The sequence below is a fragment of the Nisaea denitrificans DSM 18348 genome, from assembly GCF_000426505.1.
GTDB classification, from domain to species: domain Bacteria; phylum Pseudomonadota; class Alphaproteobacteria; order Thalassobaculales; family Thalassobaculaceae; genus Nisaea; species Nisaea denitrificans.
In genome coordinates this window covers 1,452,371-1,473,003 of sequence record NZ_AUFM01000011.1, presented here as the reverse complement: position 1 = coordinate 1,473,003, position 20,633 = coordinate 1,452,371, and the positions used below count along the sequence as shown (strand labels likewise).

Genomic DNA, 20,633 nt, shown 5'->3' with positions numbered 1-20,633 from the left:
TTTGATGAAAGCATCGCTGCTTTCTGAGTGGGGAGACAGACCGCACTGCAGCATTCTATCGTGTTCGTCTAAATTTTTATTGTATACAAAAATAATTGAATAAATTCATACTTTTCAATGCCCTAGTGCGGATTGACCTTTCTCGTTCTTGCGAGGCATAGTTGTTCCGGTTGGTCTGCGACCCGATGGCTTTGATGCGCCATACGCATGGGAGCGTAGTCGCATCCGGTTCAGGCATTACTTGCCTGACAAAACGAAGCAGTAGAACGCAGACAATTTTTAAACCAGGATTTAACTTGGAGGAGGCTTCATGAAACGGGCTTTCACGTTTGGCTTTGCGGCGGCTCTTGTGGCTGGCGCGTCGCTCGTCGGAGCAACGCAGGGCGCTAGCGCTGCCGAGCAGCAGTTCATCACCATCGGTACCGGTGGTGTGACGGGTGTCTACTATCCTACTGGCGGTGCCATTTGCCGTTTGGTCAACAAAGGTCGTAAGGCGCACGGTATCCGCTGCTCGGTCGAATCGACGGGTGGCTCGATCTATAACATCAACACCATCCGTGCCGGTGAGTTGGACATGGGTGTTGCCCAGTCCGACTGGCAGTACCATGCCTATCACGGCACTTCGAAGTTCAAGGATGCCGGTGAGTTCAAGGATCTGCGCGCTGTCTTCTCCGTGCATGCCGAGCCGGTAACGGTTCTGGCGCGTGCCGATGGCGGCATCAAGAATGTCACCGACCTCAAGGGCAAGCGGGTGAATATCGGCAATGCCGGTTCCGGTACCCGTGGTACCTGGGAAGTCATGGAAGAGGCCCTCGGCTGGACGCGCGGCGATCTGAAGCTGGCCGCCGAGCTGAAATCCTCCGAAACCGGCCAGGCGCTGTGCGACAACAAGATCGACGCCTATTTCTGGCTCGTCGGTCATCCGTCGGCTCTGACCAAGGAATCTGTTGCGTCCTGTGACGCGGTGCTGGTCGACGTGACCGGTCCGGCGATCGACAAGCTGGTTGCCGACAACTCCTACTACCGTAAAGCCACCATCCCGGGCGGCATGTATTCCAGCAATCCGGAAGACGTGCAAACATTCGGTGTCGGCGCGACCTTCGTCAGCTCCACCGCCGTCTCCGACGATGTCGTCTATGAAGTCGTGAAAGCGGTCTTCGAGAATTTCGGCGACTTCAAGAAGCTGCACCCGGCCTTCGGTCATCTGAAGGAAACCGAAATGGTGAAGGACGGCCTGTCCGCTCCGATCCACGGTGGTGCCGCGAAGTACTACAAAGAAAAAGGCTGGATGTAATCCGGCCGAAAGAAGGGAGGGGTTCGCCCCTCCCTTCTTGCTTTGCCTGACGAAAAACAATGACGGGCAGCCCTGTCCAATGGGTTTGCCGGATGAACCGGGAACAGCGCGCTCTCTGCGCGCAGCATTTGTCTGAGGGTGACGTGTCCTGACCGGACACGCGAGGAGGGGGTTAATGAGCAACGAGACCACGGAGTCGAAATCCGCGCGCCAGGCGGCTGAAGATCTGGTCGCTGCCGTTGATACCGGCGCACGGAGCGTGCCGGGAAAGGTGGGGCTGGGTATCGCACTCGGTGCGTTGGCTTGGTCCCTGTTCCAGCTTTGGATCGCGTCGCCGCTGCCGTACCTGCTGGCCGACTTTGTCCCCCTGATGAACAACACTCAAACCCGGCCGATCCACCTTTGCTTTGCCGTGGTTCTCGCCTTTCTGTCTTATCCGGCGCTGAAAAGCTCACCGCGCCGCAGCGTGCCGATTACGGACTGGCTGTTCGCGATCATCTCGTCGGTTTGTATCCTTTATCTGGTCGCCGAGGCCGATAATCTCGCGGGTCGTATGGGGATCCCGACGACGGCAGACATCGTGACAGCAGGTATCGGCCTCGTGTTGCTGCTGGAGGCTACCCGGCGGTCTCTCGGCGTGCCGTTGATGGCCGTTGCTCTGGTCTTCCTCGTCTATATCTTTTTCGGCCAGTACGGGCCGGACATCATCGCCTGGAAGGGGGCGTCCTTCCAAAAAGCCATGTCCCACCTCTGGATCACCCAGGAAGGCGTGTTCGGGATCGGTGTCGGTGTGTCGACCTCCTTCATCTTCCTGTTCGTGCTGTTTGGCGCCTTGATGGACAAATCCGGCGCGGGCATTTACCTGACCAAGCTTTCCATTGCGCTGGTTGGCCACATGCGGGGCGGTCCGGCCAAGGCTTCTGTCGTTTCCTCGGCCATGACCGGTCTGATTTCCGGCTCGTCGCTTGCCAATGTGGTGACCACGGGCGCCTTTACCATTCCGTTGATGAAGCGCACCGGTTTCTCTGCCGAGAAGGCAGGTGCCGTGGAGGTTGCCTCCTCGACCAACGGTCAGCTCACACCGCCTGTCATGGGCGCTGCCGCCTTCATCATGATCGAGCGGGTCGGCATCGACCTCGTCGAAATCATGAAGCACGCCTTTCTGCCGGCAATCATTTCCTATATCGCGCTGGTTTATATCGTGCATCTCGAGGCCGTGAAGGCCGGTATGGTTGGCCTGCCGCGTTCCTCGACGGGCCGCGGGCGGACGATCCTGGCGAAGATTTTCAGCACGTCGACCGTGCTGGTCGGTTTCCTCGTCCTGATGGCCATCACCTATTACGGTTTTGCCTGGACCAAGGACGTTCTAGGCGAAGCGACGATCTATATTGCATCGGCTGTACTGCTGATCGCCTACGCATTTCTGCTCAAGCTGGGGGCCTCCTATGAGGACGGTCGCCCGGAAGATCTGGAAGAAATGACAGAGTGCCCGGAAATGCGGCCGACCCTGATGTCCGGTCTCTATTTCCTGTTGCCGATCGGCGTGCTGGTCTGGTGTTTGATCGTCGAGCGTTTCTCTCCGGGCCTCGCGGCCTTCTGGACGTCGATTGTTATGCTTGTGGTCGGGCTCACCCATCGGGCCGGCAAGGCTTTTTTCCGGGGTGAGGGGATCGACATGGCGGCTCTCGGCATGGGACGGGCCGAGCTCTATGACGGTCTGGTCTCCGGTGCCAGGAACATGGTGCCGATCGGCGTCGCCGTTGCGGTTGCGGGTATCGTGGTTGGCGCTGTGACTTTGACAGGTCTCGGTCAGAAGATGACCGAGTTCGTCGAATTCGTTTCCGCCGGCAATCTGATGCTGATGCTGCTGTTTACCGCCTTCATCTGCCTGGTGCTCGGCCTCGGTCTGCCAACGACGGCGAACTACATCGTCGTCTCGTCGCTTATGGCGCCGGTGATCGTGACCCTCTCGGCCCAGTCGGGTGTGATTTTGCCGCTGATCGCCGTGCATCTCTTCGTGTTCTATTTCGGGATACTGGCGGACGATACTCCACCTGTGGGGCTGGCGGCTTACGCCGCCGCCGCTCTATCGGGCGGCGATCCCATCAAGACCGGCCTGCAAGGATTTGCCTACGATATCCGAACCGCGATCTTGCCGTTCCTCTTCATCTTCAACACACAGCTTCTGATGATCGGGATCGACGGTGTGGTGCATTTCATCATCACCGTGGTCACGGCAACCCTGGCGATGCTTATGTTCGCCTCGGCGACACAGATGTATCTTCTGGTGAAGAACAGGATGTGGGAATCCGCTGCCTTGTTGCTGGTCGCGTTTACCCTGTTCCGGCCCGGTTTCTGGCTGGACCAGATCGATCCGCCGTTTGTCCTGCATGATCCGACAAAGATCTACGAAGTTGCCGAGGCAATCCCGGGCGGTGCTGACATTCGTCTGACGGTGCAGGGCGAAACCATAGACGGGAAGACTGTTTCCAAGGCGGTTCTGTTGCCGCTTGGAGATGCCGGCCCGGGGGCGGACAGGCTGGCGAATATAGCCGGTCTTGAAATGCGGTTCGAGGACGACAAGGCGCTGGTCGACAATATCGGTTTCAGCAGTCCGGCGGAAAAGGCCGGGATCGATTTCGACTGGCAGATCACGGAAGTCATGACGCCGGCAGACCGTCTGCCGAAAGAGCTGTTCTTCATTCCGGCAATTGGTCTGATGGTTCTCGTTTTTGCCCTGCAACGGTCGCGTCGCCGCCGCCTTGAAGCTGTCTAGGAAAGAGAGAGAAAATGTACAAGCACATCCTTTTGACAGTTGATCTGGATGACAAGGATTCGTGGAGCAAGGCGCTGCCGCTGGCTATCTCCAACGCCGAAACTCACGGGGCTACTCTTTCGGTCATGACTGTGGTGCCGGACTTCGGAATGAGCCTTGTCGGGCAATACTTCCCGAAGGACCATATCGAAAAGGTCATGAAGGAAGCGAACAAGCGTCTGCACGAGCTGGTCTCTGAGCGCGTTCCGCCGGGCATGCAGGTTCAGCACATCGTTAGGCAGGGGACGGTCTATGAGATGGTGCTCCTGACGGCGAAGGAGATCGAAGCCGATCTCATCATCATCGCCTCGCACCGCCCGGCGCTGAAGGATTACCTGCTCGGGCCGAATGCGGCGCGGGTGGTGCGCCATGCCAATTGTTCAGTCCTGGTGGTCCGCTAAACGAAAAGGCCCCGCCGGTCAGGAACGCGGCGGGGCTCTCTATAATCAATTGATCTAGGTGCGTGGCGCCTGAAGCCGTTCTGTTAAGAGCGGAACAGGCCGAGAAGTGCTTGGGGGCTGCGGTTGGCGATGCCGAGCGACAGTGCGCTCAGCTGGCCGCGGACCTGATCTGCCGCAAGCTGGGCTGCTTCCCGACCGAGATTTGCATCGACGATATTGCCGAGGCCTTCTTCGGTTGCATCCGCGATGCCCTGCAGCTGATCGTTCTGCGCAGTAATACGGCGACCGCTTGCGCCCAGCTCCCCGAGCGAGGTGTTCAGGGCTGCCTGGAAGTTCGTGAACTCATTTTCAAGAACTGCAGCGGGGTCGCTAAAATCCGCGGCAGCCAGTGCTGCGAGGCTGTCCGCGACCGAGCCCTGACCTGAGACGGTCAAGACGTCCCCGTCGCCGTTCTGAAGCGTATTCAGATCTCCGGCTCCGGACTCAAGCAGATTGGTTCCGTTGAAGCTGCTGTTGTCGACAAAGCCCTGAGCCTGTCCCAGGAGTGCATCCAGATCGTTCTGCAGGATGCCCTGTTGCTCTGTCGTGTTCGCGGGATTGGAAAGCTCAACCAGCTTGCCCTGAATGTCAGAAGTCAGATTTGAGATTGCCGTCGCACCGGCTGTTGCGACTTTCACCGCGCCTGACGTCTGGTTCAATCCCTGCTGCACGGCTGCATTGGCGCTCAGCTCTCCCCGGATGCTCTGCGCGATGGCAAACAGAGACGCCTGATCCAGCGCGCCTGCAACATTTTTTCCGGTCGAAATACGGTTCTGAGTTTGGCTTTGATCGTTACGCGCGGAATTGAAGCTCCGGAGCGCCGAAAAGGCGCCGCCATTCGTATTGATCGAATTGTTAATAGCCATATCTACGCACTCTCTCTAACGGTGCACGAACAGAGATGTCCGGTAGTCTCTTCACTCTCAACTTATAATATAGCATTTTTTCCGTCGTTTGTAAGTCGTGATCGGAAAACCGTCCCAACCCGGTGTGATACAAGTCACTCGACCGGCTCAAGGGAGGGTTTGCTTGCTATCACTGGGGCTCCGATGCGTCGCTTCAGCCCGGTTCAATTTGGGCGCGAATTGGCGTGGAATTAGCGCGGAAGTCGCGGTCAGATTCATGGGGTTTTTGAGGTCCGGATTATGCGCCGATACCTCTGAAGAGAACGAATCTACGTCGACATGACGCGGTTCATACTTGTTTAATTTTTATTAAATAGTTGCTTTAGAGCGGTTTATTTCCGTGCCGGGACGCTTAGTGATTGGATTGGCTTACTGGCAATACGCTTACTTTTTGTTAATGAAATTTTAGGACAACTTTAAAATATGACTGTCTATGTGTTTAATCGCATTGTTTTGGAAGACCGCGATACGCACATCTCTGGTTGTGGAAAGTTGTGTAATTTGTGGCACTTGCGGCAATGTGTTGCGACATAGCATTGAGGGTTGCATTTCTTTCTGCTAATGTAGGATTCACTTGTTGATTGTGGGAGCGCCTTTCAGGGGCACTCTTTGAGCGGGATTTAGATCAGTGGCCGTTTGGGAACAGACAGAAGACAGCGTCGCGGAAGCACTTTTCCGATCAGTTATGCGTGTGGTCGCTCTGGTTTCTTTAGCTGTTATTCTGGTTGGCCCGATTGTGGTCGGCGGGTGGATGGCAAATGCCTATATCGTCTACCGCACGAGTGCTGACGAATTGCAGCTGCCCGTGATTGAGAAGCAGATCAAATCACCGGCTGAACTGATCAGCGCTGCAATCGACGACAGATCCCAGCTTCACCATTAAGCCTTTTGTCTGCGAACGACGTTTTCAAGAAAGGTCATGGCGGCGGTAATCGTTGCTGCCATGTTCGATTGAGATGTGTGGCCTGAGGCTTTTCGTGGCGACAGGTCATGATTGCCGTCCGGGATCCACTCAAGGGTGATCGCTTCCGATAACCGATAGCTCTCGACTTCTGTTCGAGTCCCAAAAGGATCCCGCTCGCCCTGAAGGATCAGCGTCGGGCAGATGATGCCCTCCAGATGCTCCGTGCGAAGCTTGTCCGGTTTGCCTGGCGGATGAAACGGGTAGCCGAGGCAGATCAATCCATCGACACCGCTCTCGTCGGCGACAAGGCTCGCCATGCGGCCACCCATGGATTTTCCGCCTATGACGAGGGCGCGGTCTGCTGCCGCTGCCGCAATAGCGTTCCGCCAGCTTTCCAGAAGAATGGGTTGACGGTCGGGCGGCCGTTTGCTGCCGCCAGTGCGTCGTCCCGCCATATAGGGGAATTCAAAGCGGAGTACCCGGAAGCCGGCCGCGGCGACGCCTTCTGCGATCTGGTTCATGAATGGCGTGTCCATCGGCGCGCCAGCGCCGTGGGCCAGAACGAAAGAGGCCGGCGCATCCGCCGGCCCGTCCGTCAGAAAATCAGGCGCTGTCATACGCGCCACATCATCAGATGTTGGCGAAGAAGTCATTGCCCTTGTCGTCCGTAACGATAAAGGCGGGGAAATCTTCGACTTCGATACGCCAGACCGCTTCCATGCCGAGTTCCGGAAACTCCTGAACCTCGACCTTTTTGATGCTTTCCAGCGCCAGTTTGGCGGCGGCCCCGCCGACGGAGCCGAGATAGAAGCCGCCATATTTCTTGCAGGCTTCGCGGACCTGGGGGGAGCGATTGCCCTTTGCCAGCATCACGAAGCTGCCGCCGGCAGCCATGAAGGGATCGACATAGGAATCCATCCGCCCCGCCGTGGTCGGACCGAACGAGCCGGAGGCATAGCCTTCCGGGGTCTTGGCCGGGCCTGCGTAATAGATCGGATGGTTCTTCACGTAGTCAGGCAGGCCTTCGCCGCTGTCGATCCGTTCTTTCAGCTTCGCATGGGCGATGTCGCGGGCAACGATGATCGTGCCAGACAGTGAAACCGGGGTCTTGATCGGATACTGGCTGAGCGTCTTGCGGATCTCATCCATTGGCTGACCGAGGTCGATTTTGACGACATCACCCTCGAACTCACTCGGATCGATATCCGGCATATACTTGGACGGATCTGTTTCCAGCCGCTCGACGAAAATGCCGTCCTTGGTGATCTTGGCGAAGCACTGGCGGTCGGCAGAACAAGAAACCCCGATGCCAACGGGCAGGGATGCGCCATGGCGCGGCAGGCGGATAATCCTGATGTCGTGGCAATAATACTTGCCGCCGAACTGGGCGCCGATGCCCATGTCCTGGGTCATCTTCAGGACCTGCTGTTCCATCTCCACGTCGCGGAAGGCGTGGCCGGACTCGCTGCCCTTGGTCGGCAGACCGTCGAGATACTTGGTCGAGGCGAGCTTCACCGTCTTCATGTTGAACTCGGCCGAGGGGCCGCCGATCACGATGGCGAGGTGATAGGGCGGGCAGGCTGCAGTGCCGAGGGTGCGGATCTTGGTATCCAGGAACTTCATAAGCGCGTCCGGATTGAGGATCGCCTTGGTTTCCTGGAACAGGAAGCTCTTGTTCGCCGAGCCGCCGCCCTTCTGGCAGAACATGAACTTGTAGGCATCGCCTTCGGTCGCATAAAGCTCGATCTGCGCCGGCAGGTTGTTGGACGTGTTCTTTTCGGTGAACATGTCCAGCGGTGCCATCTGGCTGTAGCGCAGATTGTGGTTTGTGTAGACGTCGTAAACGCCCTTCGCGATGGCTTTTTCTTCGTTGAAGCCGGTGAAGACGTTCTGGCCCTTCTTGCCCATCACGATGGCGGTGCCGGTATCCTGGCACATCGGCAGCACGCCGCCGGCGGAGATGCCTGCATTTTTCAGCAACTCGTAGGCAACGAACTTGTCGTTGTTGGTCGCTTCGTCATCTTCGAGGATATTGCGCAGTTGCTGAAGATGCGCGGGGCGGAGCAGGTGGGAGATGTCCCGGAAGGCCTGTTCCGTCAGCATCGTGAAAGCTTCGGGCTCGATGGTCAGGATGTCCTGGCCACGAAACTTTTCCACACCGACATAATCGCTGGTGAGTTTGCGATATTCCGTCGTGTCCTCCGCAAGCGGGAACATCTCGGTGAAATTGAAGTCGGCCATTGGGGCTATTCTCCAGCGTATATCTCTCTTGCGGAAGCGGTGCCGCCTCCGTCGAAATGTATCCGGTCTTTACCGTGAGGCGGCCGCCGGATTTATTTCTTCTTCCGAAAAGTATCGAGGGAGACGACTTGGCCCATGGCCGCACCATCGTCTTCACCTTCTGGCATTGGATCCTCGGTCTCGTCGTCGGACGCCTCAAGCAGCTCCGCTTCGCTGAGCTCACTCTCCTCCAGTGTTTGGAACTGAAGGCCGAATTTCACCGACGGATCGGCGAAACCGGTGATCGCGGCGAACGGGATCACAAGCCTCTCGCGAACATCGTTGAAGCTGAGCGCGACGCTGAAGAACTCTTCCTCGATTTCCAGGTCCCAGAACTGGAACTGGAGCACGATGGTCATCTCGTCCGCGTATTTTTCAAGCAGGTAGGGAGGGATCGAAACGCCTTCTCCCCGGGTCTTGAAGGTGATGTAGAAATGGTGGTTTCCGGGGAGGCCGTGCTGGGCGACCTGCTTCAGCGCGCGCCGAACAACGCCGCGCAGCGCTTCATCCACCATCATATCGTACTGGAAAGGTTCTTCCAAAATTTCCCCCGGTATTCGTCCGTCAGCATACTCAAATTCAGCGGGACGCTTCTGTTGCCAGGTGCGCCCCAAACCCCGCCTAAAGGTGCGAACCCTTAGGACTTAAATGAAGACATCTGACTGCTTACGCAGCGAGACGTGCTTCCGCATAGTTGTTGTCATTTGCAACTACTATAATGGCCCGATATCGGTGGTACCATGCCGAGCGAAAGTTCTGTCTTTACTACACGCGTCGATCCTATTTCGCCCCCAAGGAGCCGGTCGAGAAACCGGAAATCTTTGGTGGAGGCGCCGGGTACCGCCCCCGGGTCCGCAATGCCTATTCCACAGGCCGTTTATCGCCATAGTCGGTTGCCCGACACGCTCAATATAGGCGCTTGTTGTCTCAGGAAAAAGAGGAGAGTTGCGAGATGTTTCGAGGAATTAGTGGTTTTCCAATATTTCGAGCGCGAGGCTCTTTGCAATAATCATAGATCTGGCCCAGTCGCCTAGTCTGGTCTGCTTGATCCTCCGGATCGCGCCTATAAAGCTGTCTCGGTCTCCGGATAGAGGTACCCAGCCGCCCGAGGTCAGAAACTCAATCGTTTTTGTGCCGACGGCGCCGACGATCGCCGCAGTCGAATTTCCAACCGAAAGCATCAGGTCGAGACTGGATGCCAGCGCAGCAAGGCTTTCAAGATCGTTGCGCAGATCGAGACCCGCGATTCTGTAAAGTTTGTGGCCCGTCGCTTCTTCAAACTCTGCGATCATTTCCTCCGTTTCGCCATACTGAAGTGAAACGAGCAACGTGTTGGGCAAGTCGAGCAAGTCGCGCCATGCTGATGGAGGTGGGTAATTAACTCCGCGCCCGAAGGTTTGTGAGCCGCTAGTCCAAGAAACGCCGACGATATGCCGTCCCGCAGCCTGGGCCCGGAGATGATTGCCGATCTGCTGCGTCAGATCCATGCGAGGGATCAAGAAGCCGCAGTCATTGCGCTGGGGCCGAAGACCTTCTCCTACAAAATGGCGTAAGCTGCCAATCTCGACATAGCAATCGGGACCTCCCGATTCCGGAAGCCAGGCATAAGAAAAATGTCCGCGACCGCTCCTTTTATGCCTGGAGAACCCGTGTGCCCGGATGGCTGGGATGGATCTCTCGAAAAGGTCAACTAGTCTAGGGTCGCATTCCAAGGTGATGCTTCGGGCTAACTTGGAGAGTTCCGGCAGCATAGCCGCAAACCGCAACTCATCGCCGAGACCCTGCTCGTTCAGGATCAGAATATTATGTGCTTCGGGGCAGGTTCCGTCCCAGCGCGGTATTGAAATCGATCTCACCGGGGCGCTGGATATCTGCGAAGAAAGCCTTGCCTCGTAATATGCCCAACCCTCCCTGACTTTTCCTTGAGAGAGAAGGTGAACCCCGTAATTGAGACGTAATTGCTGATTTTCCGGATTGGCCTGCAAGGCGCTTTGATAATGCGGCTCCGCTTCTGAGAAGCGTTCTTGCTGGCTTAGAATTTCCGCCAGGTTTGACTGCGCTTTGGATGAAGCCGGAACAATAATGACCGCCCGGCTAAAGGCGGGTTCAACCTGATGAATGTTCCCCGATTTCAGGGCTATTTCACCGTATGCTGTATAGACAGGCGCTATGCTTGGCGATCTGATGATCGCACGTCGTAGGACGTCATTCGCTTGTTCAGAAGCGCCGAGTTCGGCAAGGCTGTGCGCCAGTCCGATGACTGCCTCCGCCATATCGGGGAGGGTTGTGTGGATCGCCTGGAAAAGCTGGGCCGCACGGTCCATCATGCCCGAAAGACGGCAGGCCGTTGCCAGGCTATAGGCAATAAGAACATCAGTAGGGGCAGACGCGAACGCATTTTCCAGGCGGGAGCGCGCCTCGTTCCATTTTCCATTGGCCAAGAGCTGCTGGCAGTCGGCCAAAAGGGAGTCGCGGCTTTCCGGCATGATCGGTATCCCGGTCCGGTTTCGGTGCGAACGGATATTGGACCAAAAGTGCGAGCGGATTCAGCACTCTGTCAATCGTCATTGCCATCCTGGTCTGCAATCCCTTGCGTTAGACTGCGCCCGGTTCACAATATGTGCCGTTTCTCAATGAGCGTGACGGGACTGTCTATCCATGCGGCAATATCTCGATCTGATGGCGAAGGTGCTGGAGGAAGGCACCGACAAGAGCGACCGGACCGGGACCGGGACGCGGTCGATTTTCGGCCATCAGATGCGTTTCGATCTGTCCCGTGGCTTTCCGGTTCTGACGACCAAGAAGCTGCATCTGAAATCCATAATCCATGAGCTGCTCTGGTTCCTCGCGGGTGATACCAACATCGCATACCTGCAAGAGAACGGCGTCCGGATCTGGAATGAATGGGCGGACGAGAACGGTGACCTCGGGCCGGTCTACGGGCATCAGTGGCGGTCCTGGCCGGATAAGGATGGCGGGACTATCGACCAGATCCGGAACCTGCTTGACGATATCGGCGAACGGCCGGATTCCCGACGCCTGATCGTTACCGCCTGGAACCCTGCAGACGTGCCGAAAATGGCCTTGCCGCCGTGTCACTGCCTGTTCCAGTTCTATGTTGCGGACGGCAAGCTGTCGTGTCAGCTCTACCAGCGCAGCGCGGATATCTTTCTCGGCGTGCCGTTCAATATCGCATCCTACGCTTTGCTGACCCTGATGGTGGCTCAGGTCACCGGTTTGCAGCCTGGCGATTTCGTCCATTCCTTCGGGGATACCCACCTCTACCGTAACCATTTCGATCAGGCCCGCGAGCAGTTGCAGCGTGTACCCGGACGTCTGCCCACCATGCGCATCAACCCGGAGGTTACTGACCTGTTTGCGTTCCGCTATGACGATTTCGAGCTTGTTGGCTACGAGGCCGCACCGCATATCTCCGCGCCGGTCGCGGTCTAGAGATGGGTATGGACGATAAGGTTGTGCAGTTTCCGGTGCCGGTCATCGTTGTTGCAATGTCCGACAATGGCGTAATCGGGGATGGCGAGAAGATGCCCTGGCATCTGCCGTCGGACCTGAAGCGGGTGAAGCGGATGACCATGGGGAAACCCCTGGTGATGGGCCGCAAGACCTATCAGTCAATCGGCAAACCCCTGCCGGGCCGAACCAATATTGTCGTCACCCGTGATCGTGGCTTCAAGGTCGAGGGCGTCGAGGTGGTGCATGATCTCGACGAGGCGCTGGACGTCGCCCGCCGTGTGGCGCTGACGGATGGTGTCGACGAGATTATCGTCTTTGGCGGTGCGGAGATCTATCGCCAGGCCTTCGACAAGGTGAAGCGCCTGCATCTGACGGAGATCCATGTCGACGTTGAGGGCCAGACCCGCTTTCCCGATTTCGACCGGGCAGAATGGCACGAGACGGAGCGGGAAGATCACCCGGCGGACGGCGAAAAGCCTGCACACAGTTTTGTCACGCTGGAGCGGGGCTGAGAAATGAACGACAGAGTGGTCAGCCTGCGCGCCATGGAGCCGGGTGACGCGGAGCGGGTGCTTGCGATCTATCAGGCCGGGATTGATACCGGCCATGCAACTTTCGAAGCGCAGGCACCGGACTGGGCCGCGTTCGATGCGAAATATCTGTCCGAATGCCGGCTGGTGGCGCTTGCTGACAATGTTGTCGTTGGTTGGCTCGGCTTGACGCCGATTTCAAGCCGCGCAGTCTATCGCGGGGTCGCGGAGCACAGCATCTATATCGCGCCGGAGGCGCGCGGTATGGGGATCGGGCGGATTCTGCTCGAAGCGCTCATCAAGCAGTCCGAGCAGGCCGGGTTCTGGACCCTGCAAACCAGCGTCTTCCCGGAAAACGAAGCCAGTATCCGGCTGCATGAAGCCTATGGCTTCCGTATCCTCGGTACACGTGAACGGATCGCGAAGATGACCTATGGCCCGATGGCAGGGCAATGGCGCGACACCACGATCATGGAGCGGCGCAGCACCATTGCCGGTCTCTAAGTTCGCGCCTAGTTGAAGACGATGTTCGGAGCCGCCCGGCTCCCGGTGTCACCGCTGCCGATCTTGCTCCAGACCTTCTCTGCAATTGCCTTGTAGGCAACGGAATGCGCGCTGTCCGGGGCCGAGACCACGATCGGGTTTCCGGCGTCCGAGGTCTCGCGGATATCCATGTGCAGCGGGACTTCGCCGAGGAAGTCGACACCGATCCGCTCGGCTTCGTCGCGGGCGCCGCCATGGCCGAAGATGTCAGAGCGCTCACCGCAGCTCGGGCAGAGGAAATAGCTCATGTTCTCGATGATGCCGAGCACCGGCACGTCGACCTTGCGGAACATGTTGAGGCCCTTGCGGGCATCCAGCAGGGCAATGTCCTGCGGTGTCGAGACGATCACCGCGCCGGCCAGCGGAACGCGTTGGGACATGGTGAGCTGGGCATCGCCTGTGCCCGGCGGCATGTCGACGACGAGCACGTCAAGTTCGCCCCAGAGCACATCACGCAGCATCTGTTCCAGCGCGCTCATCACCATCGGGCCGCGCCAGATGGTCGGGGTGTCTTCCGGCACCAGGAAGCCGATCGACATGCATTTGACGCCGAACCGCTCGAGCGGCTTCAGGATCTTGCCGTCATCCGTCGTCGGGCGGCCGGAAATACCCATCATGCGGGGCAGGGACGGGCCGTAAATGTCCGCATCGAGAATGCCGACGGTGAGGCCCGAGGCCTTCAGAGCGAGGGCGAGGTTGATGGCGGTGGTGGATTTGCCGACACCGCCCTTGCCCGAAGCAACGGCAATGATCGACTTGATGCCGGGTACCAGGGTTTTTTGCGTATTCTGCGCCGGGCGGGCTTGAGGGGCGCCGGCCGGAGCCTGTGCGCGCGGCTGAGGCGCCTGAGGCGCGGGCTGCTGGCCCTGGGCACCCGGACGGTGCGCGGTGAGCACCGCGGTGACGGACAGCACACCAGGAACCGTGTCGACGGCCTTCTCCGCCGCCTGACGCAGCGGCTCAAGCTCCGGGCCGCGCTGCGGGTCGACCTCGATAGCGAAGCCGACATTGCCATCTTTCACGACAAGGCCGCTCACCATGCCAAGTGAGACAATGTCCTGCCCCTTGTCAGGGTCTTCTACAGCCTTCAGGGCTGCCAGGATCTGATCTTCGGTTACCCGTGCCATGCTTGATTTCTCCGGCTTTTGGCCAATATGCGGTTGCACTGTATTGTCGTGCGCAAGCAGATATACGCTTCCCCTATTCCTTTGCAACAGGTGGGGCATCTGCTAAGAGCGACGAGCGCTTTATGATGAGGGGAAACATAGATGCCTTGGAGTAATCAAGGTGGTGGCGGCGGCGGCCCTTGGGGCGGCGGCGGTGGTAACGGGTCTGGCGGCGGCAGCGGCGGTGGCGGTAAGTCCCCGTGGGGTGGCCGCGGGCCAGGCGGCGGCGGTCAGCAGCCGCCTGACATTGACGAGGTGATCCGTCAGGGTCAGGAACGGCTGAAGCGCTTTTTGCCGCACGGCATGGGCGGGCCGACGGGGGTTACACTGGTCGTCATCGGCCTTCTGGCTCTTTGGCTGTTTTCCGGACTTTATCGGGTGCAACCGAACGAACAGGGCATCGAGCTTGTGTTTGGCCGGTATACCGGTGTGCCGACGGAGCCTGGTCTGCACTGGAATTATCCGTCTCCGATCGGAGGTGTGATCCGGCCTGATGTGACCCGCGAAAACCGGGTCGAAATCGGTTATCGCAGTTCCGGCGATGGCTCCGGCCGCAGCTCGGTTCAGCGCGACGTGCCGGAAGAGAGCCAGATGATTACCGGCGATGAAAACATCGTCGATATCGATTTCGTCGTGTTCTGGCGGATCGCCGAAGCCGGCGACTTCCTGTTCAATCTGCAGGATCCCGAGGAAACCGTGAAAATGGCGGCGGAGTCGGCCATGCGCGACGCCATCGGCAAGCGGCCGATCCAGGTCGCTCTGACCGAAGGTCGTCAGCTGATCGAAAGCACGGTGCAGGAAGATCTGCAGAACTTGCTGACTGAATACGGCGCCGGCGTTTCTGTGCGGCAGGTTCAGTTGCTGGCGGTCGATCCGCCGAAGCAGGTGATCGATGCCTTCAACGAAGTGCAGCGTGCCCGTCAGGATAAGGACCGGCTGAAGAACGAAGCCGAGACTTTCCGCAATGACGTGGTTCCGCGGGCTCGCGGTGAAGCGGCACAAATGATCGAAGAGGCGGACGCTTTCCGTCAGGAAGTCACCAACCGCGCCATCGGTGACGCGGATCGTTTCGAGTCGGTCTACAAGGCCTATTCGGCTGCCAAGGAGGTCACCCAGAAGCGTATCTATCTGGAGACCATGGAAGAGGTCCTCGGAAACGTGAACAAGATCATCATCGACAGTGCGGACGGTGGCTCCGGCGTGGTGCCTTATCTGCCTCTGCCTGAAGTGCAGAAACAGATGCAGAAGAACAGTACGACCTCGGGAGGCACGCAATGAATAAGGGCCTCGCAGTCTTAGGCGTCCTGGTACTGGGCGCCGGGTTTGTCGCTTTCACGTCGCTTTTCGTCGTGCCGCAGGTTCAGCAGGCCATTGTCCTGCAGTTCGGTGCACCGATCGAAGCGGTCAAGGATCCCGGCCTGAAGGTCAAGTTGCCTTGGCAGAACGTGGTCTATTACGACAAGCGCGTGCTGGATCTCGATCCGCCGAAGCAGCAGGTCATCCTGTCTGACCAGAAGCGTCTCGACGTGGATTCCTACGCACGCTTCAAGATCGTTGACCCGTTGCTGTTCTTCCAGACCGTGAAGGATGAGATGGGCGCCCGTTCGCGTTTGAGCCCGATCATCAACTCCGCACTGCGTCGTGTGCTTGGTAACGAAACGCTGCTGAGCATTCTCTCGGATCAGCGGATCTCGATCATGGCCAGCATTCGCCAGCAGGCGAATGACGGTGCCCGGCCGCTCGGTATGGAGCTGGTCGAGGTGCGAATTCGCCGTGCGGATTATCCGGAAGAAACCAGCCTCAACATTTACAACCGGATGAAGTCCGAGCGTGAACGAGAGGCCAAGGAATTCCGGGCACAGGGTCAGGAAGAAGCGCAGAAGATCCGCGCCGATGCCGACAAGCAGCGTGTCGTGATCGTCGCTGAAGCCAAGAAGCAGTCCGAAATCCTGCGAGGTCAGGGCGACGCTGAAGCGATCCGTATTTATGCGAAAGCATTCGGCAAGGATCCGGAATTCTTCGCTTTCTACCGGTCGATGCAGGCCTATCGGAAGGCGATGACCGGCGGCGATACGACGATGGTACTGTCTCCGGATAGCGACTTCTTCAAATTCTTCAAGAACATCGAAGGCGCGCCGGCTCCGCAATAGCGGAGCCGATGCGGCTCGGAAACAGACGAGGGCAGTGCCGTGACGGATTTCCTGACGGCGCTCGCCCTCGTTTTTTTTATTGAGGGCTGTCTTTACGTACTGATGCCGGGCCGAATGAAGGCAATGATGCGGATGGCGCTGGAGCTGGATGAAGGCGTGCTGCGGCGCGTTGGACTCGCGGCGATGGTTCTCGGCTTCGTGCTTGCCTGGTTCTTGCGCGCCGTTTGAGGCGTTCGCTGCTTCCCGGAGAGGGAGGGGATGGCAATTGCCCCAATTCAGACACAGTTGCTCGATCCTCACCACATTGCCGCCACACCCGGTCGCTATATCTGACATTATTGAGGGGCAGCGTTGAAAGCCGTTCGATCGTCCCTACCTTTGATGGCGTATAAAGCGGGGCGAAAATAATTACTTCTGTTGACGGGCCAAAGGTCCGCCGCTTCCGGGCCGGGATAGAGTCCCGATACCCAAAATAGATACAAGCTTTGCCAAGGAGCGTTCAAACTATGACAGGCGTCCCCACGGAAATCTCACACTCGGTCAGCCGAAGCCTGAGGAACGGTTTGGTGGCCGGTTTCATGGCGGTTGCCGTGGCCGTGCCGGTGTTTATGCCGGTAAACCCCGCGATTGCCAGAGCTGCGCCGGAGACCTTTGCCGATCTTGCGGAGAAGTTGCTCCCGGCGGTGGTCAACATCTCGACGACGCAGACCATCACGGCATCAAGCGATGATCGCGCATTGCCACCAGGCACGCCGTTCGAGGAATTCTTCAAGGAATTCGAGGACCGCATGCGTCCGAACGGTGAGCCGCGCTCCCGTCGGGCACAGTCCCTCGGTTCCGGCTTCATTGTCGACAAGGCTGGCTATGTGGTGACCAACAACCATGTCATCCGCGACGCGGACGAAATCGTGGTCCGCATGCAGGACGATACAGAGTTCGAGGCGACTTTGGTCGGCACCGACCCGAAAACTGACATTGCCGTGCTGAAGTTCGATCCACGCGACGTTGATCTGCCGGTGGTGAAATTCGGTAACTCGGACAAGATGCGTGTTGGCGACTGGGTTGTTGCGATCGGTAACCCGTTTGGTCTTGGCGGCACGGTCACGGCCGGTATCGTTTCGGCCCGGGGGCGTGATATCGGGCAGGGTCCGTATGATGATTTCATCCAGACCGATGCAGCCATCAACAAGGGCAATTCCGGCGGTCCACTGTTCAATCTGGATGGCGAGGTGATCGGTGTGAACACCGTGATCTTCTCTCAATCGGGCGGTTCGGTTGGCATCGGCTTCGCGGTTTCCGCGGCGTTGGCCGATCCTGTCGTCCAGCAGCTGCGTGAATTCGGCCGGACCCGTCGTGGCTGGCTCGGCGTGCGGATCCAGGAAGTGACGGACGAAGTTGCCGAAAGCCTGTCTCTCGACAGTGCGCGTGGCGCTCTCGTTGCTCATGTCAACGACAAGGGGCCGGCCAAGTCGGCGGGTATCCGTGCCGGCGACGTGATCCTGACGTTCAACAAACGTGATGTCGCCTCCATGCGTGAGCTGCCGAAGATCGTCGCTCAGACGCCAATCGGCAAGGACGTGCCGGTTGAACTCTGGCGTGGAGGCAAGCTGGTCAAGGTCACCGCGAATATCGGTGAGCTTGAGGAGGCTGAGAAAAAAGCCCTGCTTACCAGTGGTGGTCCGCAGCCGGAACCGGCTAAACCTGACCGTGTTGAATCGCTGGGCCTTGAATTGTCGGCAATCAGCGACGACATGCGAGGTAAGTTCTCTCTTGGAGACGATGCCAAGGGCGTTGTGGTCACGGATGTTGATCCGAATGGCCCGTCGGCCCGCGATCTGCGGGTAGGCGACGTGATCGTCGAGGTGCAGCAGACGCCTGTGATGTCACCGTCCAGCGTCCAGAAGGGCATCGCGAAAGCCAAGGATGCCGGCAAGAAGTCGGTTCTGCTTACCGTCAATCGCGGTGGTGAAATGAGGTTTGTCGCACTCCGCATTACTGAGGGCTAATTCTCCCCCGCCCCCCCAGGCAGCCCTAGCGGGTGCGACGCGCGGCGCCGGTCGAAAGACCGGCGCCGTTGTTTTTGGCGCCGTTCAATCGGCAAATTCGGATCGCTTGTATCCTTGCAGGTGGAGCAGCGCGCTAAGGTCTCCGTGATCGATCCGGAAACCTGCCGCCTCGCGGACGGCCGGTTTGCCACGGAAAGCGACACCCATGCCCGCAGCCTGCAACATGGCGAGATCGTTCGCCCCGTCGCCGACCGTCACGGCGTTGGCCGGACCAATGCCGAGTTCGGCGCAGAATTCGTTGAGGGCAACGAGTTTCGCATCCCGTCCCAGGATCGGCTCGCCGACGGTCCCGGTAAAACTGCCATTGGCGACGTTCAGCGTGTTGGCGCGGTCGGTGTGGAAACCCAGCCGCTCGCGCACCGGGCCAGTCAGCGATGTGAAGCCGCCGGAGACAAGGGCGGTATAGGCTCCGTCGCGCCGCATAGTGGCAACAAGGACTTGTGCGCCAGGGGTGATCTCGACTTCGGCCAGCAGGCGGTCAAGCAGGCTCGAGGGATGCCCTGCCAACATCGCGACCCGTTCCTTCAGGGCTTCCTCAAAATCGAGCTCACCGCGCATGGCGCGAAAGGTGATCGGGGCGATCTTGTCGCCGATCCCGGCATAGGCCGCGAGATCATCGAGGGATTCGGAGGTGATGACCGTGGAATCCATATCGGCAATGAGCAGCTTCTTCCGACGGTCCGGAGCACTCTGCAGGTTCACGTCCACGTCGATCCCGGAAAGGGCCTCTTGCAGCGTTGCAGTGAGGTCGGCTTGCATGATGCCGTTGAACGGAAGATCAGCGGCCACGTCGGGATCGAGCCAATCGATTGCGCCGATTGTCAGACCGCCGTCGCGCAAGGCCGCCTCTACTATGGAGACAACGGCGCTGTCGATTGCGGGGGCGGTCGGATTTGACGTCAGAGTGAGGACATATTGCATGGGCCCGGCTTATCGCGTAATCGCCATGGGCATGTCCAGCGAAGTTTCAGATATGGAAGACGGCCCCGGCACAATCCGGGACGGCACGATCAGGGCCATTGTCATCGGCGGTCCGACCGCGAGCGGTAAATCTGCGCTCGCTGTCGATCTCGCCGAGGAGTTGGGCGGGACTGTCATCAATGCGGACTCGATGCAGGTTTACCGGGAGTTGGACATCATCACCGCCCGGCCCGATCCGGTCGATCTGGAGCGGGCGCCGCATCGGCTCTACGGATTTCTTGGCGCGGCGGAAGTCTGCTCGGCCGCACTCTGGCGCGACCATGCCCTTGCCGAAATTCACGAAGCCGCAAAGGCGGGCAGGGTGCCGATCCTCTGCGGCGGTACCGGACTCTATCTGCGCGCCCTGACACATGGCCTTTCCGAAATGCCCGAGGTCTCACCCGCTGTGCGCGCCGAGGCGCGCGCGCTGCATGCTGAGATAGGCGGGGCGGCGCTCCGGCAAAGGCTGGCGAAGGGGGACCCCGTACTGGCTGCGCGCCTGCACGATGGTGACAGCCAGCGGCTGATCCGGGCTTGGGAAGTGCTGCAGGAAACGGGGCAGCCGCTTTCCGCCTGGCAGGAGCGCCCGGCGGAACCGCCGGAAGGCATCGACTTCTTCACTGTCACACTGTTGCCGGAGCGTGCGTCTTTGTATCGCAGTTGCGATGGACGCTTCGAAAAAATGCTGGAGCGCGGCGCATTAGAGGAGGTGGAGGCCCTGATGGCGTTCGATCTCGATCCTGCCTTGCCAGCTATGAAGGCTTTGGGTGTTCCGCAACTGATTGAATTTATAAGAGGAAAGGCGTCTCGTGAGGAATGCGTTCGGATCGCGCAACGGGACACGCGGCGCTATGCGAAACGTCAAATGACATGGTTCCGTAATCAGGTTCATGCAAATTCGACCCTGCATGAGCAATATTCGGAAAGATCGGACGAAAAAATCTTTAATAATATTCGTCAGTTTCTGTTGACCGGTCATAGATGACGGTCTAGGTTCCGGCCCGTCGCGACGCCTTTGGTGTCGCGATATTTGTCTGAGTTTCTGTCGACCTTACTGATTTGACAGGATTTTATCTGATCAATCCCGCCCAGTGGCGGGTGCGGTT

At 58.7% G+C, this 20,633-nt stretch carries 19 protein-coding genes and 1 other RNA gene; 12 read left to right on the top strand and 8 right to left on the bottom strand.

What is annotated here, in order from left to right:
- Positions 1–310: 310 nt before the first annotated feature.
- The 3 genes from K328_RS0107915 to K328_RS0107905 all read left to right on the top strand — a co-directional run bounded on the left by K328_RS0107915 (position 311) and on the right by K328_RS0107905 (position 4,510).
- Complete coding sequence (locus K328_RS0107915; RefSeq protein ID WP_028465522.1) at positions 311–1,294, top strand: TAXI family TRAP transporter solute-binding subunit; 984 nt, start codon at positions 311–313, stop codon at positions 1,292–1,294.
- A gap of 175 nt (positions 1,295–1,469) precedes the next feature.
- A complete protein-coding gene (locus K328_RS0107910; RefSeq protein ID WP_028465521.1) occupies positions 1,470–4,070 on the top strand; it encodes a TRAP transporter permease in 2,601 nt (866 codons plus the stop codon).
- A gap of 14 nt (positions 4,071–4,084) precedes the next feature.
- Positions 4,085–4,510, top strand: a complete 426-nt coding sequence (locus K328_RS0107905) for a universal stress protein (protein WP_028465520.1) — start codon at positions 4,085–4,087, stop codon at positions 4,508–4,510.
- Between the two features lie 83 nt (positions 4,511–4,593).
- Here K328_RS0107905 and K328_RS0107900 read toward each other — a convergent pair whose 3' ends face one another.
- The gene (locus tag K328_RS0107900; protein WP_028465519.1) at positions 4,594–5,415 is read right to left on the bottom strand and encodes a flagellin; all 822 of its coding nucleotides are present in this window, start codon (positions 5,413–5,415) and stop codon (positions 4,594–4,596) included.
- 667 nt (positions 5,416–6,082) lie between these two features.
- On the opposite strand from K328_RS0107900, the gene K328_RS0107895 reads away from it, so the two are divergent.
- Positions 6,083–6,337: a hypothetical protein gene (locus K328_RS0107895; RefSeq protein ID WP_028465518.1), complete on the top strand. Its 255-nt coding sequence runs from the start codon at positions 6,083–6,085 to the stop codon at positions 6,335–6,337.
- Here K328_RS0107895 and K328_RS23020 read toward each other — a convergent pair.
- From K328_RS23020 to K328_RS0107875, 5 genes are all read right to left on the bottom strand, one after another.
- Positions 6,334–6,975, bottom strand: coding sequence for an alpha/beta family hydrolase (locus K328_RS23020; protein ID WP_036553247.1), 642 nt, complete (start codon positions 6,973–6,975; stop codon positions 6,334–6,336). The two genes, K328_RS0107895 and K328_RS23020, sit on opposite strands and share 4 nt — an antisense overlap.
- 13 nt (positions 6,976–6,988) lie before the next feature.
- Positions 6,989–8,599: a fumarate hydratase gene (locus K328_RS0107885; protein ID WP_028465517.1), complete on the bottom strand. Its 1,611-nt coding sequence runs from the start codon at positions 8,597–8,599 to the stop codon at positions 6,989–6,991.
- A 92-nt stretch (positions 8,600–8,691) separates the two neighbouring features.
- The gene (locus tag K328_RS0107880) at positions 8,692–9,156 is read right to left on the bottom strand and encodes an SspB family protein (RefSeq protein ID WP_425411514.1); all 465 of its coding nucleotides are present in this window, start codon (positions 9,154–9,156) and stop codon (positions 8,692–8,694) included.
- 63 nt (positions 9,157–9,219) lie between these two features.
- Positions 9,220–9,579, bottom strand: a transfer-messenger RNA (tmRNA) gene (gene ssrA / locus K328_RS26305).
- A gap of 24 nt (positions 9,580–9,603) precedes the next feature.
- Positions 9,604–11,124 carry a tetratricopeptide repeat protein gene (locus K328_RS0107875; RefSeq protein ID WP_028465515.1) on the bottom strand — a complete coding sequence of 507 codons (1,521 nt, stop codon included), beginning with the start codon at positions 11,122–11,124 and terminating at the stop codon, positions 9,604–9,606.
- A 172-nt stretch (positions 11,125–11,296) separates the two neighbouring features.
- Between K328_RS0107875 and K328_RS0107870 the strand changes: the two genes are divergently transcribed.
- The 3 genes from K328_RS0107870 to K328_RS0107860 are packed head-to-tail and all read left to right on the top strand — an operon-like array spanning position 11,297 to position 13,146.
- Entirely contained in the window at positions 11,297–12,091 is a 795-nt protein-coding gene (locus tag K328_RS0107870) for a thymidylate synthase (RefSeq protein WP_028465514.1), read from the top strand.
- An 8-nt stretch (positions 12,092–12,099) separates the two neighbouring features.
- Positions 12,100–12,624, top strand: a complete 525-nt coding sequence (locus K328_RS0107865; protein WP_156901198.1) for a dihydrofolate reductase — start codon at positions 12,100–12,102, stop codon at positions 12,622–12,624.
- A 3-nt stretch (positions 12,625–12,627) separates the two neighbouring features.
- Positions 12,628–13,146 carry a GNAT family N-acetyltransferase gene (locus tag K328_RS0107860; protein WP_036553245.1) on the top strand — a complete coding sequence of 173 codons (519 nt, stop codon included), beginning with the start codon at positions 12,628–12,630 and terminating at the stop codon, positions 13,144–13,146.
- Between the two features lie 8 nt (positions 13,147–13,154).
- On the opposite strand, the gene apbC is transcribed toward K328_RS0107860, so the two are convergent.
- A complete protein-coding gene (gene apbC / locus K328_RS0107855) occupies positions 13,155–14,312 on the bottom strand; it encodes an iron-sulfur cluster carrier protein ApbC (RefSeq protein WP_028465511.1) in 1,158 nt (385 codons plus the stop codon).
- Positions 14,313–14,453: 141 nt separating this feature from the next.
- Here apbC and hflK point away from each other — a divergent pair, with 141 nt between their 5' ends.
- From hflK to K328_RS0107835, 4 genes are all read left to right on the top strand, one after another.
- Entirely contained in the window at positions 14,454–15,629 is a 1,176-nt protein-coding gene (hflK, locus tag K328_RS0107850) for an FtsH protease activity modulator HflK (protein ID WP_028465510.1), read from the top strand.
- Positions 15,626–16,501, top strand: a complete 876-nt coding sequence (gene hflC / locus K328_RS0107845) for a protease modulator HflC (protein WP_028465509.1) — start codon at positions 15,626–15,628, stop codon at positions 16,499–16,501. Before hflK ends, hflC begins: the two co-directional genes overlap by 4 nt.
- A 39-nt stretch (positions 16,502–16,540) precedes the next feature.
- Positions 16,541–16,729, top strand: a complete 189-nt coding sequence (locus K328_RS0107840) for a DUF2065 domain-containing protein (RefSeq protein ID WP_028465508.1) — start codon at positions 16,541–16,543, stop codon at positions 16,727–16,729.
- A gap of 278 nt (positions 16,730–17,007) precedes the next feature.
- A complete protein-coding gene (locus K328_RS0107835) occupies positions 17,008–18,507 on the top strand; it encodes a DegQ family serine endoprotease (RefSeq protein WP_028465507.1) in 1,500 nt (499 codons plus the stop codon).
- 84 nt (positions 18,508–18,591) lie between these two features.
- On the opposite strand, the gene serB is transcribed toward K328_RS0107835, so the two are convergent.
- Positions 18,592–19,488 (bottom strand): phosphoserine phosphatase SerB, encoded by an 897-nt coding sequence (serB, locus tag K328_RS0107830; RefSeq protein ID WP_028465506.1) that lies wholly within the window; start codon positions 19,486–19,488, stop codon positions 18,592–18,594.
- 52 nt (positions 19,489–19,540) lie between these two features.
- Between serB and miaA the strand changes: the two genes are divergently transcribed.
- Positions 19,541–20,512 (top strand): tRNA (adenosine(37)-N6)-dimethylallyltransferase MiaA, encoded by a 972-nt coding sequence (gene miaA / locus K328_RS0107825; RefSeq protein ID WP_051284768.1) that lies wholly within the window; start codon positions 19,541–19,543, stop codon positions 20,510–20,512.
- Positions 20,513–20,633: the final 121 nt, after the last annotated feature.